This is a genomic window from Colwellia sp. RE-S-Sl-9 (assembly GCF_048296855.1).
Classification (GTDB): domain Bacteria; phylum Pseudomonadota; class Gammaproteobacteria; order Enterobacterales; family Alteromonadaceae; genus Pseudocolwellia.
This window is the reverse complement of sequence record NZ_CP182631.1, coordinates 3,356,091-3,370,985: the sequence shown is the minus strand read 5'-3', so window position 1 is coordinate 3,370,985 and position 14,895 is coordinate 3,356,091. Positions and strand designations below refer to the sequence as shown.

The 14,895-nt window shown below is 36.2% G+C and carries 15 protein-coding genes; 4 read left to right on the top strand and 11 right to left on the bottom strand.

The features are described from left to right. Positions 1–37 precede the first annotated feature (37 nt). Positions 38–958 (top strand): hypothetical protein, encoded by a 921-nt coding sequence (locus ACM9HF_RS14540; RefSeq protein ID WP_473610210.1) that lies wholly within the window; start codon positions 38–40, stop codon positions 956–958. Positions 959–1,026: 68 nt separating this feature from the next. Here ACM9HF_RS14540 and ACM9HF_RS14535 read toward each other — a convergent pair whose 3' ends face one another. The 4 genes from ACM9HF_RS14535 to ACM9HF_RS14520 form a co-directional block, all read right to left on the bottom strand. After that, positions 1,027–1,302, bottom strand: coding sequence for a hypothetical protein (locus tag ACM9HF_RS14535; protein ID WP_473610206.1), 276 nt, complete (start codon positions 1,300–1,302; stop codon positions 1,027–1,029). Further along, positions 1,299–1,769, bottom strand: a complete 471-nt coding sequence (locus tag ACM9HF_RS14530; protein ID WP_473610202.1) for a DUF4405 domain-containing protein — start codon at positions 1,767–1,769, stop codon at positions 1,299–1,301. Before ACM9HF_RS14530 ends, ACM9HF_RS14535 begins: the two co-directional genes overlap by 4 nt. Before the next feature lie 99 nt (positions 1,770–1,868). Next, positions 1,869–2,594 (bottom strand): siderophore-interacting protein, encoded by a 726-nt coding sequence (locus ACM9HF_RS14525; RefSeq protein WP_473610199.1) that lies wholly within the window; start codon positions 2,592–2,594, stop codon positions 1,869–1,871. A 27-nt stretch (positions 2,595–2,621) separates the two neighbouring features. Continuing rightward, complete coding sequence (locus ACM9HF_RS14520) at positions 2,622–3,077, bottom strand: DUF2798 domain-containing protein (protein WP_473610196.1); 456 nt, start codon at positions 3,075–3,077, stop codon at positions 2,622–2,624. Between the two features lie 373 nt (positions 3,078–3,450). Between ACM9HF_RS14520 and ACM9HF_RS14515 the strand changes: the two genes are divergently transcribed. Then, a complete protein-coding gene (locus tag ACM9HF_RS14515; protein ID WP_473610192.1) occupies positions 3,451–3,576 on the top strand; it encodes a hypothetical protein in 126 nt (41 codons plus the stop codon). 239 nt (positions 3,577–3,815) lie between these two features. On the opposite strand, the gene ACM9HF_RS14510 is transcribed toward ACM9HF_RS14515, so the two are convergent. The 3 genes from ACM9HF_RS14510 to ACM9HF_RS14500 all read right to left on the bottom strand — a co-directional run bounded on the left by ACM9HF_RS14510 (position 3,816) and on the right by ACM9HF_RS14500 (position 8,091). Beyond that, a complete protein-coding gene (locus ACM9HF_RS14510; RefSeq protein ID WP_473610189.1) occupies positions 3,816–4,340 on the bottom strand; it encodes a hypothetical protein in 525 nt (174 codons plus the stop codon). A gap of 524 nt (positions 4,341–4,864) precedes the next feature. Continuing rightward, positions 4,865–6,007 (bottom strand): PepSY-associated TM helix domain-containing protein, encoded by a 1,143-nt coding sequence (locus ACM9HF_RS14505; protein ID WP_473610186.1) that lies wholly within the window; start codon positions 6,005–6,007, stop codon positions 4,865–4,867. A 5-nt stretch (positions 6,008–6,012) separates the two neighbouring features. Then, complete coding sequence (locus ACM9HF_RS14500) at positions 6,013–8,091, bottom strand: TonB-dependent receptor (protein WP_473610182.1); 2,079 nt, start codon at positions 8,089–8,091, stop codon at positions 6,013–6,015. Between the two features lie 135 nt (positions 8,092–8,226). On the opposite strand from ACM9HF_RS14500, the gene ACM9HF_RS14495 reads away from it, so the two are divergent. After that, positions 8,227–9,120 (top strand): helix-turn-helix domain-containing protein, encoded by an 894-nt coding sequence (locus ACM9HF_RS14495; RefSeq protein ID WP_473610176.1) that lies wholly within the window; start codon positions 8,227–8,229, stop codon positions 9,118–9,120. A gap of 429 nt (positions 9,121–9,549) precedes the next feature. On the opposite strand, the gene ACM9HF_RS14490 is transcribed toward ACM9HF_RS14495, so the two are convergent. The 4 genes from ACM9HF_RS14490 to ACM9HF_RS14475 all read right to left on the bottom strand — a co-directional run bounded on the left by ACM9HF_RS14490 (position 9,550) and on the right by ACM9HF_RS14475 (position 13,392). Further along, the gene (locus ACM9HF_RS14490; protein ID WP_473610173.1) at positions 9,550–10,380 is read right to left on the bottom strand and encodes a hypothetical protein; all 831 of its coding nucleotides are present in this window, start codon (positions 10,378–10,380) and stop codon (positions 9,550–9,552) included. Further along, a complete protein-coding gene (locus ACM9HF_RS14485; protein ID WP_473610170.1) occupies positions 10,373–11,173 on the bottom strand; it encodes a hypothetical protein in 801 nt (266 codons plus the stop codon). The genes ACM9HF_RS14490 and ACM9HF_RS14485 overlap by 8 nt, the downstream gene beginning before the upstream one ends. Further along, positions 11,173–12,357, bottom strand: a complete 1,185-nt coding sequence (locus ACM9HF_RS14480) for a hypothetical protein (protein ID WP_473610165.1) — start codon at positions 12,355–12,357, stop codon at positions 11,173–11,175. The genes ACM9HF_RS14485 and ACM9HF_RS14480 overlap by 1 nt, the downstream gene beginning before the upstream one ends. A 603-nt stretch (positions 12,358–12,960) precedes the next feature. Further along, entirely contained in the window at positions 12,961–13,392 is a 432-nt protein-coding gene (locus ACM9HF_RS14475) for a hypothetical protein (RefSeq protein ID WP_473610162.1), read from the bottom strand. Positions 13,393–13,584: 192 nt separating this feature from the next. On the opposite strand from ACM9HF_RS14475, the gene ACM9HF_RS14470 reads away from it, so the two are divergent. Next, on the top strand, positions 13,585–14,895 hold the full coding sequence (locus ACM9HF_RS14470) for an AAA family ATPase (protein WP_473610158.1): 1,311 nt from the start codon (positions 13,585–13,587) through the stop codon (positions 14,893–14,895).

Sequence of the window (14,895 nt, the reverse complement as noted above, 5' to 3'; positions counted from 1 at the left end):
TGATTTATAATGACTAAGCAAAGGAAATCGATCACTCATGCAAAACTTCTTCAAAAAAGGAATTAATGCTGCGCGTTCTTTAACAGACAAAGCAACAGAGGAATTATCTTCTAATTACGCCATCGTAAAAGAAAAACTAGATGGCTTACCAATATTTGTTTCTGCTGAAAAGTCAGATAAATATAAGGGGATTCAATATGACGAAAAACATTACTTTGTTATACCTTACGAGCTTTCAGAGTATAAATTTGCTCTGCACACTATGCGTTGTTTACCTAATGCAATTCCCGAAATTAATAATCTACCCAAACGCCGTATTTTTCACTTTCCAAATGAACATTCAGAAGAAATGCTTAAAGGCTATATGCGCCAATCGGCTGAAGAAATGGCTCGAAAAAACAAAAATAACAATCCAAGCAGTTTAGAATCTCTAGCAAACCAAATTGACTCACTCGATAAAAAATTAACTTATGGCATGTTATTGGTTGGCGGGTTAGCAGCTATAGTAAATCCGCTACTCGGCGCAGGCATTGCAGCTAAAGCAATATTACCTAGTGTGGGCGGGCTTCTAAATAAATATGGCCTTAAACCAACCGGAGAAAAATTAAGCCAATATCAGCTCGATAAATCAATAAAAGACGCCGAAGAGCATATAGCTAAAGAGTTTGAAGACGCCAATACCCTTCAGGTAATTAACCCTATTTTACAAGAATTAGAACTAACTCTACGCACAAGCGAATATCAACATGACCCATTAACAGGTCCTAATTTAGCAGATGGTAGTATTCCTGAACTAGATGATGAAAGATGGCGAGAACTAACCGAAGTTGCAATATGCCATGTTTACAAAGAAGCTTACGAAAACCCTGCTTTACATGAACAAGCACACCTTGGTCCAGAAAACCTAAGATGGTTAAAAATAATGTTTGACGTTAATAAGAAAGATTTTACGGGTTAAACGCTTATAAACAAAACTTCTATACCCGTTATTATTAAAAGCAATACAACATCTATTAAGTATTTTTACTACATCTTGCGCTTTTTAAACAATTTAATCCATAAAAGTGTCAGCAACAACGGTACTCCAATTAAAACAAACTCCTTAATAAAAGGTAGAATATACATCATAGCAGCAGGAATATTACGTTCACCTCCTTCATTTTCTCCATGAGAATACCCTAATTGATTTATCTGCTCAGCCCAGCCTGTAAACTCTAAACCTACCAGTAAAACACTTAGCAAACATGAAACTAGCGCAACAACAAACAATCGAGACTGCCAACGATATTGTAAATATTTCATGCTTTTTCCTCTCTAGCAAACATGCGCTTTGATAATTGAATAATCCAATTCCAATTTAAAGCCAAATGAATACCTAACATAGGCATTAATAACGTAGCTGAATCGTGATGTATTTTAGACCAAAAATCTTGAATATTTAGATCTATTCCCACAGTTGGTAATAACGCAACAGAAACCAAAAATCCACTAACAAAAGCCAATAACATCATTAAGTAAATTAAATAATCCCAAATAATATTAAAACGCTCTCTTGCAGATATTTTAGAGACTAATCGGCTTGCACTTTTTTTGATCCAATCCCAATGCAATAAAAGATGGATAATAAACGGGATAATAAAAACTAAACTCCACCACTCATGTAGCGGAACACCTGTAGCTTGTGGCGCCGAAACCAACATAAAACTAATAAGTAATAGTGCATCCATTACGTAACGTGTTTTTTGTAAGCTTTGTTTCCAATCTGACATAAACCTTGACCTTGTATTAATGTTTACCTGTAATAATAAATGATAATAAAACGCTATACTCATGTTTTTCTAGCAAACATTAATCGTTAAATTAAGCCATTACCTTTTTTGATTCCAATAAGCACTAGCATAAAGTTTTGACTTATCATAATCACAGTTATCATTCAGGTGACCTTTTAGTTGTTTAGTAACACTTGCTTCAGCCGCTATAAATATAGCCGTATTATTCAAGTTATTTCCTCTTGATTCAAGGCTACTTAAAAAATCATCTGTTAACTTATTGGGTGTTACAAGCCAATGAACCTCAATCCCTTCTGGCGTTTTTAATGACTGAATATCTTCTTTGTTTGGCACTTGTATATATGCATGCCCGCTAGCAGTATCAGACAACTTTTCTATAGTAGCTGCAATAGCCGGTAGCGCCGTTATATCACCCAAAAACAAATGATTATCTATAACTAAATCAGTGTGCTTTGGTTCACCTGGACCAGCTATACCAAGATAATCTCCCACTTTAGCTTGAAGCGCCCAATTACTCGCTAATCCTTCGTGATCATTTACAGCAAAGTCGATAGTCAGTTCTAAATTTTTCTTATCAAACGATCTAATTGTATAAGAACGCATCCATTTTTTAAAACCAAAGTACATGCCAAGCTTAGGCTTTTGATCGCTTGACGCTGGGTTAGGGAAAATAGCTTTAACATGACCCCCTTCCTTTTTTTCAGGAAAGTCTGAAAGATCATCTCCCGTTAATACAATTCGTTTCATGTGCGGAGATAAATCACACACTGATAAAACCTGTGTCATACGCATAGTTGGACCCATAATAACTTCCTCTTGTTGTTTAAATATTTAAGCTGAAACTTTTGTTAAATGCTTTTCAAGTTTTGGTTTTACAACCAAAGACATAAAGCAAGATAAGGCTAAACCTACAGGTAACGCATAAAGTAATGTATTCAAAAAGTAACCGGAAAACTCAGTAATTGACTCATAACTATGGCTATTTAATATACTAACCACAGCCATTAAAGACTCCATAATTACCGCCATTAAAATACCTTGTAATAGGTTTTTTTGCAGACTTGACCATGTAGAAAAAAATTGATTAATACACTTACTGATCGTTATAAATATAGCCCCGCCTACCGGTAACATAACGAGAAATGCAAAAGTAAAAGTGTCAACCCAAGTATTTAAAAAACTCTGAGAAGGCTGCAAATTAATGAGTGTCATAATAGCCGTTATGGTGCCAACCATCAGCAACATAAAGGAAAGCATAATAGGTACATTTTTTAATTTAATTGACATAACAAAACCCGATAAACTAGTTGATAAAATCTACTATATTTATATTGGTAGATATTGTCAACTAGTTTATTGTCGGATTTTCTTAACTTCGTATAATTTGTGGCACATGAAGACTTTAAATTACAGGAGGAAAAAATATTTATTAATTCGTAATATCCTATTTATTTAAAATAATTACATCCCATATTTAACAAGGCTTACAGGAATACCACTGGGGTGATAAATAGATTAATTAGAAAAACTAAATCTATAAAAAACTCTATCTTTTTACCCAAGATAATACACACAAAAATAATTACAAATAATAATTATTCGCATTATTATTTGTATCAATATATTTCCTCCGGCCCTTTAACTTTCTAACGGATTGATAATGATTAAAACTCGATTGAGCTTACTCACTCGACTTATTGTGCAGAGTGTTAGTGCAGAAACACTTACAAATGATGAAAATATTCATGAAAGGAATATAGAACGTATTATGCTTACAGATAGTTGAATTGTTGAAAAAGTTCTAGCATGAATTACAAACATTGCTGGCAACTCTAGTTCCGGGTTTAGCACCTAGCACAGGTACATCGAGTAATTCTAGCCAAACCTTACGAAATAGATCGTTAGGGATCAGAAGTATTGATGCTAATGCCATAACGAATTGAAGTAATGAAAGACACCCTAGCCACTCATAGTTGTTGCTTATTAGGTTTCACTTTTCAACAACTATATTTAACAACAGTATTCTTAATCATCTGTTTTATTTTGTACCAACAAATCAAACGTTTTTACATCACAGTTACTATTGGCATCACAACCTTTTATAATAAACTTTAGGCTTGATATATTTTGCTCCAGAAAGTTCTCACTGCCTAAAAAGTCACTCCCAATAGAGCAAGATAACTTGTTATCATCAATTCCACATTGAACTTCACCCGTAGCGTTCGGACAAAGTGAAAGAGAAGCGCCACCACATTTAAGACCGACTATTTTATTATTGTCAGAATGTTCTGCGCCGTTAGCCGATAAATATAAATCTATTCTGTAGGATGCTGAAGAAGGCGATACCCACTGAACTTCAAAGTTAGTACCTTTTGTAACAGTAACCAGCTCCCCTTCATAAAAATCTTTTGCATCAAATCTGATATTTTGTAAGGTAAAGCTATTTGTATCACCTGGAAGATTGTTGGTATCGGGAGCTTTTTCGTCAGAATCTCCTCCGCCGCAAGCGCTCAGCATGAATAGACTAATAGTTAATAAAAGATATTTCATAAATGTCCTTATTAGTAAGGTAAATGGATTCCATATTGGGCTACTTATAGACATAAGCACCGAGATATTATTGACTATTTAAGCCATAGTCTATTCTTAATGTTTTTATTTTAAAGTAAATAACCTGAACTCGGCTAAATAAATGCTTCTCTAGCAGTTATTATTCTATCCATATTAGAAATTGACTTATACCAATTCCATTCAGTTTGTTCTCAACTCAGAGCTACATTAGCGAGCTTAGAACAAGCAAAATTATTTAAACATAGTTATTCTATATTTCATTAATTTTGTGTCGTTATAAGTTTGCTAATGAGCTCCCAAGGGCGACTTTAAAAGGCTTATATGCGGCGTTATTGGTTTTGACAAGGGAGTAACCACTCTCTTCAATTAATGCCTTGCCTCTAAGCCTTTTAACTCTCGCTGAGTGGGAAAAAACTTAATGGACTTGGTATTACTCCCTAATAGGCAATAAGTCACAACTAAGTATACGAATTAACTAACCTCACTATATCGACAAAGCTTTACTATTGAGAAGTAGGTAATATTTTTCGTCTTCTACTTTTAGTACGAGTGAAAAATTTCACCATACCAGTTACTACCAAAATAATAAGGCTAAGACCTGTTAATAGCACAAGCATATTGCCAATAGGTTTACCAAAAGTGTATCCCCCATGTAATGACAATAGCATGCCTGTTATTCTCACCGATGCTTTTGACAACTCTGCTCTTTCTATATGTACTAAATCGCTGCATGATGCATGAACGTAAATCCGTCCATCACCATCACGCTTGTTTTCATCGTCGTTAGACTTATAAGTCAGCATATAAGGGCCATTTTCTGTATTAGGCATAAAAAAAGTGGCTAGTTTTTTATTAGGAAAATATTTATTACCCGCAGCTTCAGCATCACTAGGTGTAATATTATTACCACATTGTTTTGCAAAACCCGCGCTAGTGGGAGGTGCGTAACTAGGTGGTGATAATAAAGGGCTAAACCAGTCAGGTTTTGCTAACGCTAGGCCTGTCAGGCAAAAATATATAACTAATAATGAACTCCAAACACCAAACCATGCATGTAATGAAAAACATGTCTTTTTTATTCCATCATGAAAATTTAATGTGGTTGCTTTACGCCAAATATTATTGTGTTTTGGCCACCATAAATACAATCCAGTCAACGCAAAGAAGATTAGTAATATAGAGAGCACACAAACAAAAATAATGCCTGGATTACCCAACAATAATGAATGATGAAAATCTATTAATTCATGCGCAAACGCTCCACTTAAAGGAAAGTCGCCCTTGTATTGAGCATTCCAAGGGTCAACGCTTAACATGCGTATGCCTTCGCTGGCTTGTGATCCAGTGGGCATAACAAACACCATGGCAGTTTCTACTTCTTCAACACGGCTATGGGGCATTAGTACCCCTACCGTTTGAAAATTATCCTCATAGCCTTTAACCGCTGATGCAATTAACGTGGAGACATTAACCATTGGAGTATTAGGCGTGCTGGGTGTTGCCTTGAGTACATCTCCGTATTGCACAAGAAACAGATCGCCAACAAAAGCGAGCATAGCACCTGAGCCAGCCACAAGGATGACAAAAAAACCTGAAATCACACCTAACCAGCCATGTAACCATGCTAGAACTTTTTTATTGGACATGAGTATTAAAACCTCGCTTCAAGACCAATTAGGAATGTTCTTGGTTGTACTAATACTGCATTATCAAAGGCGCTGTCATCTTCTGTGCTTCCTTCAGGTGCGCTACCAGGATAACGGGCAACGGCTTTTTCAACATTACCAATATTATTGATAGATCCATAAATACGTAAATGTTCGAAGTCATAAGAAATTTTTGCATTCCCAATAATATAAGCATCTGTTTTACCATCAGGTCGGTTATTAACATCAGTAAAGTAACCGCTGGTATAACGAGTTACTAAGCTTGTTGACCAGTTATTGTGAGTCCACGTTAAACCTATGCTTGAAGTAACGCTTGGAGCTGTTAATAATTGATTACCTTCAATCCCCGAATCAGAATATTCACTAACTTTTGTATTTAATAAGCCGAGATTGATAAAAGCATTTAAGTCTGATGTGATCTCTAACGTGGCGCCTAACTCAATACCGCTAGTGTTTACGCGATCAGCGTTACGCACTACAAAGGCTTCATCACGAGAGTCATCAGGCGTTAGGTCGAAAGGTAATTGCATATCTTTATAATTAGAATAAAAAATATTCTGAGTTAAGGACAGTTTGCCATCTAGTAATTCTTGGCGACCGTATAGTTCAGATGTCCATACGTACTCAGCGTCGTATTCATAATTAACAATTGGGAATGTGAATGTAATTCCGCCACCACCTGCGTTGTAACCTCGAGATATCTGCGCTCCCCAGCTCGTTGTTTTAGTTTGTTGCCAATTAATACCTATTTTAGGTAAAAGTGCGGTATAGGTTTCGTCGCTAGAAATTTGAACCAGTTCGCCAGTTGCATCACCACCATTACGTTGATGATGATCTCGCTCGTAACGTAAACCGAAAGATAAATCAAAATCATGACTTAATGGCATTAAACCTTCAGAGTACGCCGCGAAAGTGTTTGATTTATCTTCAAAGTTTTGGCCACCCCAATATTCAATATATTCATCTTGATCGGCCTGATAATAATACAAACCACTAACCATAGAAAACCCAGTATCACCGGTATAATAAATACGCGGTTCTATAATAATGTCTGTAGTATCAATAGTGGCATTGCTTGAGTTTGGCACAGCCATTCGCTTAAATTTAAACTTGGTAGTAGAGGTATTGAGGGTTAAGCGCATGGTATCAGACAATGCAGTTTCAAAATCAGCCGCTACAGACGTAGTTTTTGGGTTATGCACGGGTTGATTTGGAAAGTTTGATACATGTTCAGCAAAAGGCTGAACAATAATTTCACTATTCGGGCTGGTATAATCAGTATGCGATAGTGTTAAAAGTAGTTTACTTTTCGGTGCAAAATCAGGGGTAAGTAACACTTTTCCACGTAATGTAAGTGCTTCTGTTTCAGCTGGATTACTAACTCCTTCATAAGCTGTGTAATTAACTACTGATGTACGTTTGTATAAATCACCTGACAAACGCAATGCGACTTGATCTTCGATAAGGGGCACGTTAATCATGGCAGATCTTCGGCTCTGTTGATGATTACCCGTTGCTACTTGCACAGCCCCTTCACTATTAAAAGTCGGATCATTAGTCTTAACAATAACGGTACCAGCAATGGCATTACGACCAACTAAAGTACTTTGTGAACCTCGCAGTACTTCAATCCGCTCTAAGTCAAACACTCCAACATCACCAAAAACCACCTCACTATAACTAGCGGGACGATTATCAATTTGCCAACTTAATCGTGAACGACTGCCAGCAAAAAATGCATTAGCATTTTCGGCTGCGCCTGTTCCGTCAATTCCCCGAACACTTGGACCTTTACCTGTTCCGGTTACCACAGATATATTGGCGGCAGAATCTAAAACGTCGCGCAGAGTGTTTAAACCCGCACGATTCCTTAGTATTTCCTCATCTAATATTTCTACACTATTTGCTGTTTTAAATAATGTACGTTCAAGTAATTCACCTGTGACGGTGATCTTTTCGATTGTTTGTGGCTTGTCAGTAACGATATTCTCTTGAGAATATGCGAAAGAGGCGCACATTGTGGTCGCGACACAACAAACATTTACAAACACTAATAACTTCATTTTAATTTTCCTACACGAGTGACGTGACTAATTTTAATTGAGAATGATTCGTATTTATTGTATTGTTTGAGTCTTATACCAGCCACTCCAATTGAGGGCTTGTAGCTCCATTAGCGTATTATTTGGGAGTCTATTTTGGAGAATATTAAAACTTGGCAACAACAACATGCAGATTTTAATCTTAGGTTAACTAATTTGGGTGTAACGCCTTCTATATCTATGAGCGATCCAAATGGCATGTTGCAAATCGCCCATGGGCAATTCGATGCCTTTGAAGGTAACTTTGAAGCATCTCCGCGTTTAATGCTAAATCTATGCACTGGCGGTGTTGCTAAATTGGGTAGGTTTTCAGACGAAGCTAATCTTGAGGGGATTATACGTGCAGGTGATGCCCTGATTGCGCTCCCTCATTCAAAGGCAACAGGTTACTATTCAACTATATCAATGTTGGGTATTGCGGTGGATTTACCCCTTTTTGAAAAAGTTGTTGGGGAAAAAATAGCTGTTAATGACTTATTGCCTGCAGCATCTGAATTTCATAGAAACCCCCTCATTACTTCAGTGATGACAGCGCTTTGGCGAGACGCTGAAATGAACGGTTTAACCAGTGCCTTTTTTGAACAAGGCTTGTTAGTCATCTTTAATCAATTAGTTAATTACCGTAAAAAAGTTGTACTGTCTCGCCCGGTAAGTCCGCTTTCTGGAAATCGTTTGAAGCGCTCACTTGAATTCATTGATAATAAGTTAGATTCTAATTTACGTGTGGCAAACCTTGCCAAAGAAGTAAACTTAGATGTTCGTACCTTTACTCGTACTTTTCGTGCCGCAACGGGTTATGCTCCTTTTGAGTATCTAACCATGCGCAGAATGGAAGTCGCAAAAGAGCTGCTAGGTAAAGGTTATACGGTTACCGAAATATCCATGGCAGTAGGTTATTCAAATCCAAGTAAATTTTCTGCAGCTTTCAGGCGTTTAAATGGAAAATCTCCTACAGAATGGCGCGTATTATTTAACCTGAGTTCGGTTTAAGATATAGTTAACTCATTGAAAAGTAATCACTAAAAACTCGGTTGCTTCTAGCTTGATAGTTTTACTTAATTCAAGGAAAATTTACGCGTCAATAGCTGGCCTATTGCAAGTGAATTTAACGCAGAAGTGACTAAAAATAGCGGCTAGAAGAACATTTATTAAGCCAAGTTTAGGTTATTTAGATAATTTTCATCCACATCATTCATCTAACACTATACACGTGCATTAACATGCAGGTTTTATAAGACTTCAGTTCAAAAACGTTAAATATTGATTTCTACTCATAAAGATGAGGCTGTTAGCCATTTTATTTATTACAGTAGAGCGTGTGACCTTTACTGTATTTTTGCAATGGCTTGTTTAGTATTTATGCAAGACAATGAGAGTTTATTAATTTTTTGTTTTTCAATCATAATACCTGATATTCAGTCAACAACCTTGATGATCACTTTTAGCCTCTAATTTAGAGACCGAGCCATGCTCAATAGATGGCGCTTGCGGTAAATCATCAAGATAAACAGAGGAAATAATACGCTCTTGTGCTGCTAAGGCATCTTTCTTCCATTTTTTATATTTATCAGACCGGTCAACGCGGTGTGCAAACTCTACTTCTAAAAAGCTATGCTCACCTAAGGGCAAACAATAAAAGTCATTGTGATAGTAGCTGTTGTTTCTGACTTCACTATAAAATACCCAATCCGTTTGATTGAGGTTTTTAATGATGGCAGGTGCTAATGGCTGTCGACCCTGAAGCTTAATATATTCTGCAACTTCTTCTTCTAATTCATCTGGTTCATATGGCATTGCCATCCTACTCGATTCTTCTACCACTCTTCTTCGAAGTTCTGTGTTGGTGCCATCCGGGCCGTAATGATAATCAATATAAGATTGCGTAACATAATGCGATAATGCTTTTTTATCTAAAACATTAATGTGATTAACTTGTTTAATGCGTAATTGACAACTTAACATGCCATATTCGCTACTAGGGAATAGGGCAATGGGTGGCATGTACATCCAATTTTCAGTCATCATATGTACATAGCAATGTTGATGGTATTTTTTAGCGTGTTTAGTAAACCAGTCAATTGAAGAGTGCGGAAAACTAACATCGACAGGGCTAGGTGCAGCAACTACATTACTGTCGGGTACTTTAATGGTTAGTTGTTTATCTTCTAGAATAAAGCGATGGTTAACGTCACGATCAAAATCAGGGCCACCGACAAAACCACGCCAATAAGCTTTAATGAGTTTAATCAATACTATGCTCAATCGAAGGTTCTTGCGGTAAATCATCAAGATAAACTGAGGCTATAATACGCTCTTGTGCTGCTAAGGCATCTTTTTTCCATTTTTTATATTTATCAGACCGGTCAACGCGGTGCGCAAATTCCACTTCTAAAAAGCTATGTTCACCTAGGGGCAAACAATAAAAGTCATTGTGATAGTAGCTGTTGTTTCTGACTTCACTATAAAATACCCAATCGGTTTTATTAAAGCTTTTAATGATGGCTGGTGCTAATGGTTGGTTACCATGAAGATCAATGACCATTGCAATTTCTGCTTCTATTTCATCTTGAGACCAAGTGTAAGGGCTTTTCTTTAATCGTTCTTCAACCCTAGTACGAATTTTCGTATTTTCGCCCTTGGGGGCATTATGATAATCAATATAAGATTGCGTCACATAATGCGATAATGCAGCTTTATCTAAAACATTAATGTGATTAACTTGTTTAATGCGTAATTGACAACTTAACATGCCATATTCGCTACTAGGGAATATGGTAATAGGTGGCATGTACATCCAGTTTTCGGTCATCATATGTACATAAGAATGTTGACGATATTTTTTAGCTTTTTCAGCAAACCAACTTTTTGAAGAATGCGGAAAAATCATATTCATATCACTAGGAGAAGCCACTACATTACTATCAGGCACTTTAATACTTAGTTGCTTGTCTTCTAAAATAAAGCGATGGTTAACGTCACGATCAAAATCAGGCCCACCGACAAAACCTCGCCAATAAGCTTTCATTAATTTGAAGATATTCATTATATTCTACTGTCACCTTTAGGCAGCGTTTTAATAAATTTTCTTACCGTGGTTGCTTTTGATATATTGCCTAGCAACTGTAGTTGGTCTGCATACGTTTCAAGACCTAAAAAGGGTAAGGTATGTGGGCTAGCGCCTACTTCGTCGCCAAATGTCAATCCCATAAATTTAACTGAACGAGCTAAGCTACTTGATGAAATATCGTTAGTAATATTTGGTACTAGGTCAAAAGGATTATTGCGTATGTTGTTAATAGTTAAACCTGCACCGTTCGCCATGCGTTTAAGTCGGTCAAGATTAGCGCCCGAGCCATGTATAGCTAATTGTTGAGTGGTTAAAGGTTTACCGTATTTAATACGGTAATGCTCTAACGCCGCACAAAATATAATAGCCCCTTGGCTATGGGCAACCCATTTCACTTTTTTACCTTGCTGGTTATTTTGCGCCAATACCGCCGCTAAATGTTGGGCATTATGTGATTTACGCCCTAAGCGTTTATCAAACACACATTCAGCAGCATCTAGGGCCATATTATCAGTTGGGTTATGAAAGAGCGTGTAGGCTTTTATACCATCACCTTGGTAGGCAGTATCTAAATGGGTACCCATTAACCATGCCGCTTTTACTACATCGTTTAGCATACCATTAACAGCAGCATGGGCAGTCTTCACCTGCGTGGTTGCTTGAGGTTCATTAGTCCAAGCGCCTTGTAGTTCCCTTATTCCTGCTTTGTCCTTAGCTTTATCATAAGTAGCTAAGGTTTCTCGTGTTACTTCATACAGCATGGTACGCTCGGCCGAAAAGGTACTTTTTCTCCCCTGTAATTGCTCATCAAAAAGGATATCACCAATATTAATTTGATTATCTTTTAAATCGTATTGAATCAAATAATGATAATTACGAAAAGGGTACTTAGTACGCCATAACCGACGTAACGGGTTGCGGCTGTGTTTTAATGAATTTTTAGCATTAGGGTGTGCGCAAATTTGCTCTATATCCCTTACCACCATGTGTTGGTCGTAATCGTTTAACTGGGCGAGCATTGCCAAAGCTTGGCAGGTAAATTTAACTCTTTGAAAAGGAAAGTTATGATCTAATTTTACCCCATAATCTCTACAGGTGTTGGCATCTAATGCCATCAGTGAATGAGGGGTAATATTTTTATTGAGTTTTGTCCAAGACATACTAAGTTCCGTTTAAGTTGATTCCATTACCGATAGGATATTATCAAACTAATTTCATGTAAAGTTACAACGGCTATTTAATGCGTATTATTCAACGTATTCTTAACACTGGCAAATAGACCAAAAAACTATCGATACTAATGTCCGCTTTCGTATCTTTGTTAACATTAAGCTAGTGATCATTAGATACTTCTTCAACTAGCCATAAGCGGTCATTAAGTTTTTGTGAAACCATGATGATATTAAGGACAATTCTAACCCAAATTCACTACATACCTATGGGGCTAGTTTAAGCTCAGGCTGTGTGAGAACTCCCTGCGTAAATTTTTTATGTCACGCTACGTAAATTAATAAGTAACTTGGCACCAAACTTACAACAGGATTTAATCTACAGAGTATTTTCTCTCTGATATTATTGAATTACGCCAATTAAAAATAGTTTTCACACAGTCTGAGCTCAAAGCAGCCTGTCGATTTTTCCATGATTTTATGCCAACACCAGATCTAAAGCAGACGCTGAAAATAATTATTGTGACACTAAAAATAGTATTTAATTGTTGCTAAAATAGATTGATCATTAAGACTTTAAGTTAAAGTCACTTGTTATCCGTTTGTTTCAAGCCAGCTCAGAATGTTTATTTTGCTTTTATAGAACAACTCAATATCCGCAACATTTTCAAGATAATTTACGACAAAGTTAACTACCGAAAATCGATTGACATGGTTGAAGTAAGCTGCCATTGGGTGTGCTTTCACACCATAAATTGGAATAGAGATTGTTTCAAATTGATCACATGTTATATCAAAAACTAAGCCCTCCACCTCTAACCAATAATGATTTTCGTCCCCTTCTCGATTATAACCATGCACCACTTGCATATGTTGGAATTTTTCTCGAACAAGTATTGCGTGGAAACAGGTTGCACTTTGACATGAATTTTTCGGAAAACTATAGAAAAAAGGAAGATCAATTTGATCTTTTTTACTTTCAAATATACATCTAATATTTTTAGAAAATTTAATGAGTGCTTCCATATACTCAATTACCTCGAACCAGCGCCTTGTTAATAGGCAAATAATATGTTAGCTAAAATTAGCGAAGGACGAGCAAAAGCCAACTGTTTTTTCTCCGTTTAAGCAACTTGTTAGCCGCTTTAAGTCGATATTTTGTATTTTATTGTCAAAAAAACACATAAAACTGGAAGGCTATTACGAATTAGTGCTACCATGACTTTAGAAATATTACTATGGAATACCCTAAAAATGCTAATTGAATTTACAGTTAAAAACTATCGCTCTATTAAAGAGAGGCAAGTATTTAGCATGGTAAAAGCAAAAGGTGATGAGTTAGAAAAAGATAACTCTTTTTTGCCAGAAGCCACTAATACTTATCTACTTCGTTCGGCTGTTATTTATGGTGCGAATGCTGCTGGCAAATCAAACATAATCCGAGCATTAATGGAAATGGAGTTTATTGTTAGAAACTCCTCTTCTAATATCCAAGAAGGAGACTCTTTACCAATCACGCCTTACCTTTTTGACGAAGAAACAATGAATGAAGCTTCTGAGTTTGAAGTCATTTTTATTAGTGAAGGGATTAAGTTCCAATATGGTTTTTCGGCTACAAAATATAAAGTGTTAGAAGAGTGGCTAATTGCATATCCTAAAGCTAGACCTCAGAGATGGTTTTCTAGAGTTTTTGATACAAAAAATGGTCAATATGATTATAAATTTAGTGAGCACTTGTTAGGTACAAAAAGTGTGTGGATGAATTCCACCCGCTCTAATGCATTATTTTTATCCACTGCTGTTCAATTAAATAGTGAGCAACTTAAACCTATTTTTAATTGGTTTAAAGAAAAATTACGTCCAACTAATGTTAGTGGTTGGGGGCCTAGTTATACCGCATCTTTGTGTGAAAATGATGAAACAAAAAAACAAGTTTTAGATTTTTTACAGTCTGCTGATTTTAATATTGATGATATCGAAATTGAATCTGAGAAGTTTGATCCTAAATCTCTTCCTGATGAATTACCAGATATTGTAAAAGAACAAATCTCAAGAGAGATGAAAGGAAAGGAAGTAATTGATATTAAGACAGTACATAAAACAAAATCAGGTAAGAGAGTTCCTTTAGACTTTTCAGAAGAATCTGATGGTACACAAAAGTTCTTTTCTTTTGCTGGTCCTTGGATCGATATCCTTCAAAACGGATATATTTTAATTGTTGATGAACTACATGATAATTTGCATCCTAAGATGGTTAAATATTTAGTGAACCTTTTTCACAGCACCAAAACAAACCCTAAAAATGCTCAATTGATCTTTACAACTCATGAAACATCTATTCTAAATCAAGATGTGTTTAGACGCGATCAAATCTGGTTTTGTGAAAAAAATAAACATCAAGAAACTTCTATTTACCCTTTAACTGATTTTAGCCCTAGGAAAGAACGTGAAAATTTAGAAGTGAGCTATCTCTCAGGGAGATATGGCGCTTTACCATTTATTAAGAACATTAATAAATTAGGAGCGTAA

What these genes read in the sequence shown, in the direction of transcription:
- ACM9HF_RS14540 (WP_473610210.1), top strand. Translation starts at nt 38, where the DNA reads ATGCAAAACTTCTTCAAAAAAGGAATTAATGCTGCGCGTTCTTTAACA.
- ACM9HF_RS14535 (WP_473610206.1), bottom strand. Translation starts at nt 1,302, where the DNA reads ATGAAATATTTACAATATCGTTGGCAGTCTCGATTGTTTGTTGTTGCG.
- ACM9HF_RS14530 (WP_473610202.1), bottom strand. Translation starts at nt 1,769, where the DNA reads ATGTCAGATTGGAAACAAAGCTTACAAAAAACACGTTACGTAATGGAT.
- ACM9HF_RS14525 (WP_473610199.1), bottom strand. Translation starts at nt 2,594, where the DNA reads ATGGGTCCAACTATGCGTATGACACAGGTTTTATCAGTGTGTGATTTA.
- ACM9HF_RS14520 (WP_473610196.1), bottom strand. Translation starts at nt 3,077, where the DNA reads ATGTCAATTAAATTAAAAAATGTACCTATTATGCTTTCCTTTATGTTG.
- ACM9HF_RS14515 (WP_473610192.1), top strand. Translation starts at nt 3,451, where the DNA reads ATGATTAAAACTCGATTGAGCTTACTCACTCGACTTATTGTGCAGAGT.
- ACM9HF_RS14510 (WP_473610189.1), bottom strand. Translation starts at nt 4,340, where the DNA reads ATGAAATATCTTTTATTAACTATTAGTCTATTCATGCTGAGCGCTTGC.
- ACM9HF_RS14505 (WP_473610186.1), bottom strand. Translation starts at nt 6,007, where the DNA reads ATGTCCAATAAAAAAGTTCTAGCATGGTTACATGGCTGGTTAGGTGTG.
- ACM9HF_RS14500 (WP_473610182.1), bottom strand. Translation starts at nt 8,091, where the DNA reads ATGAAGTTATTAGTGTTTGTAAATGTTTGTTGTGTCGCGACCACAATG.
- ACM9HF_RS14485 (WP_473610170.1), bottom strand. Translation starts at nt 11,173, where the DNA reads ATGAATATCTTCAAATTAATGAAAGCTTATTGGCGAGGTTTTGTCGGT.
- ACM9HF_RS14480 (WP_473610165.1), bottom strand. Translation starts at nt 12,357, where the DNA reads ATGTCTTGGACAAAACTCAATAAAAATATTACCCCTCATTCACTGATG.
- ACM9HF_RS14475 (WP_473610162.1), bottom strand. Translation starts at nt 13,392, where the DNA reads ATGGAAGCACTCATTAAATTTTCTAAAAATATTAGATGTATATTTGAA.
- ACM9HF_RS14470 (WP_473610158.1), top strand. Translation starts at nt 13,585, where the DNA reads ATGACTTTAGAAATATTACTATGGAATACCCTAAAAATGCTAATTGAA.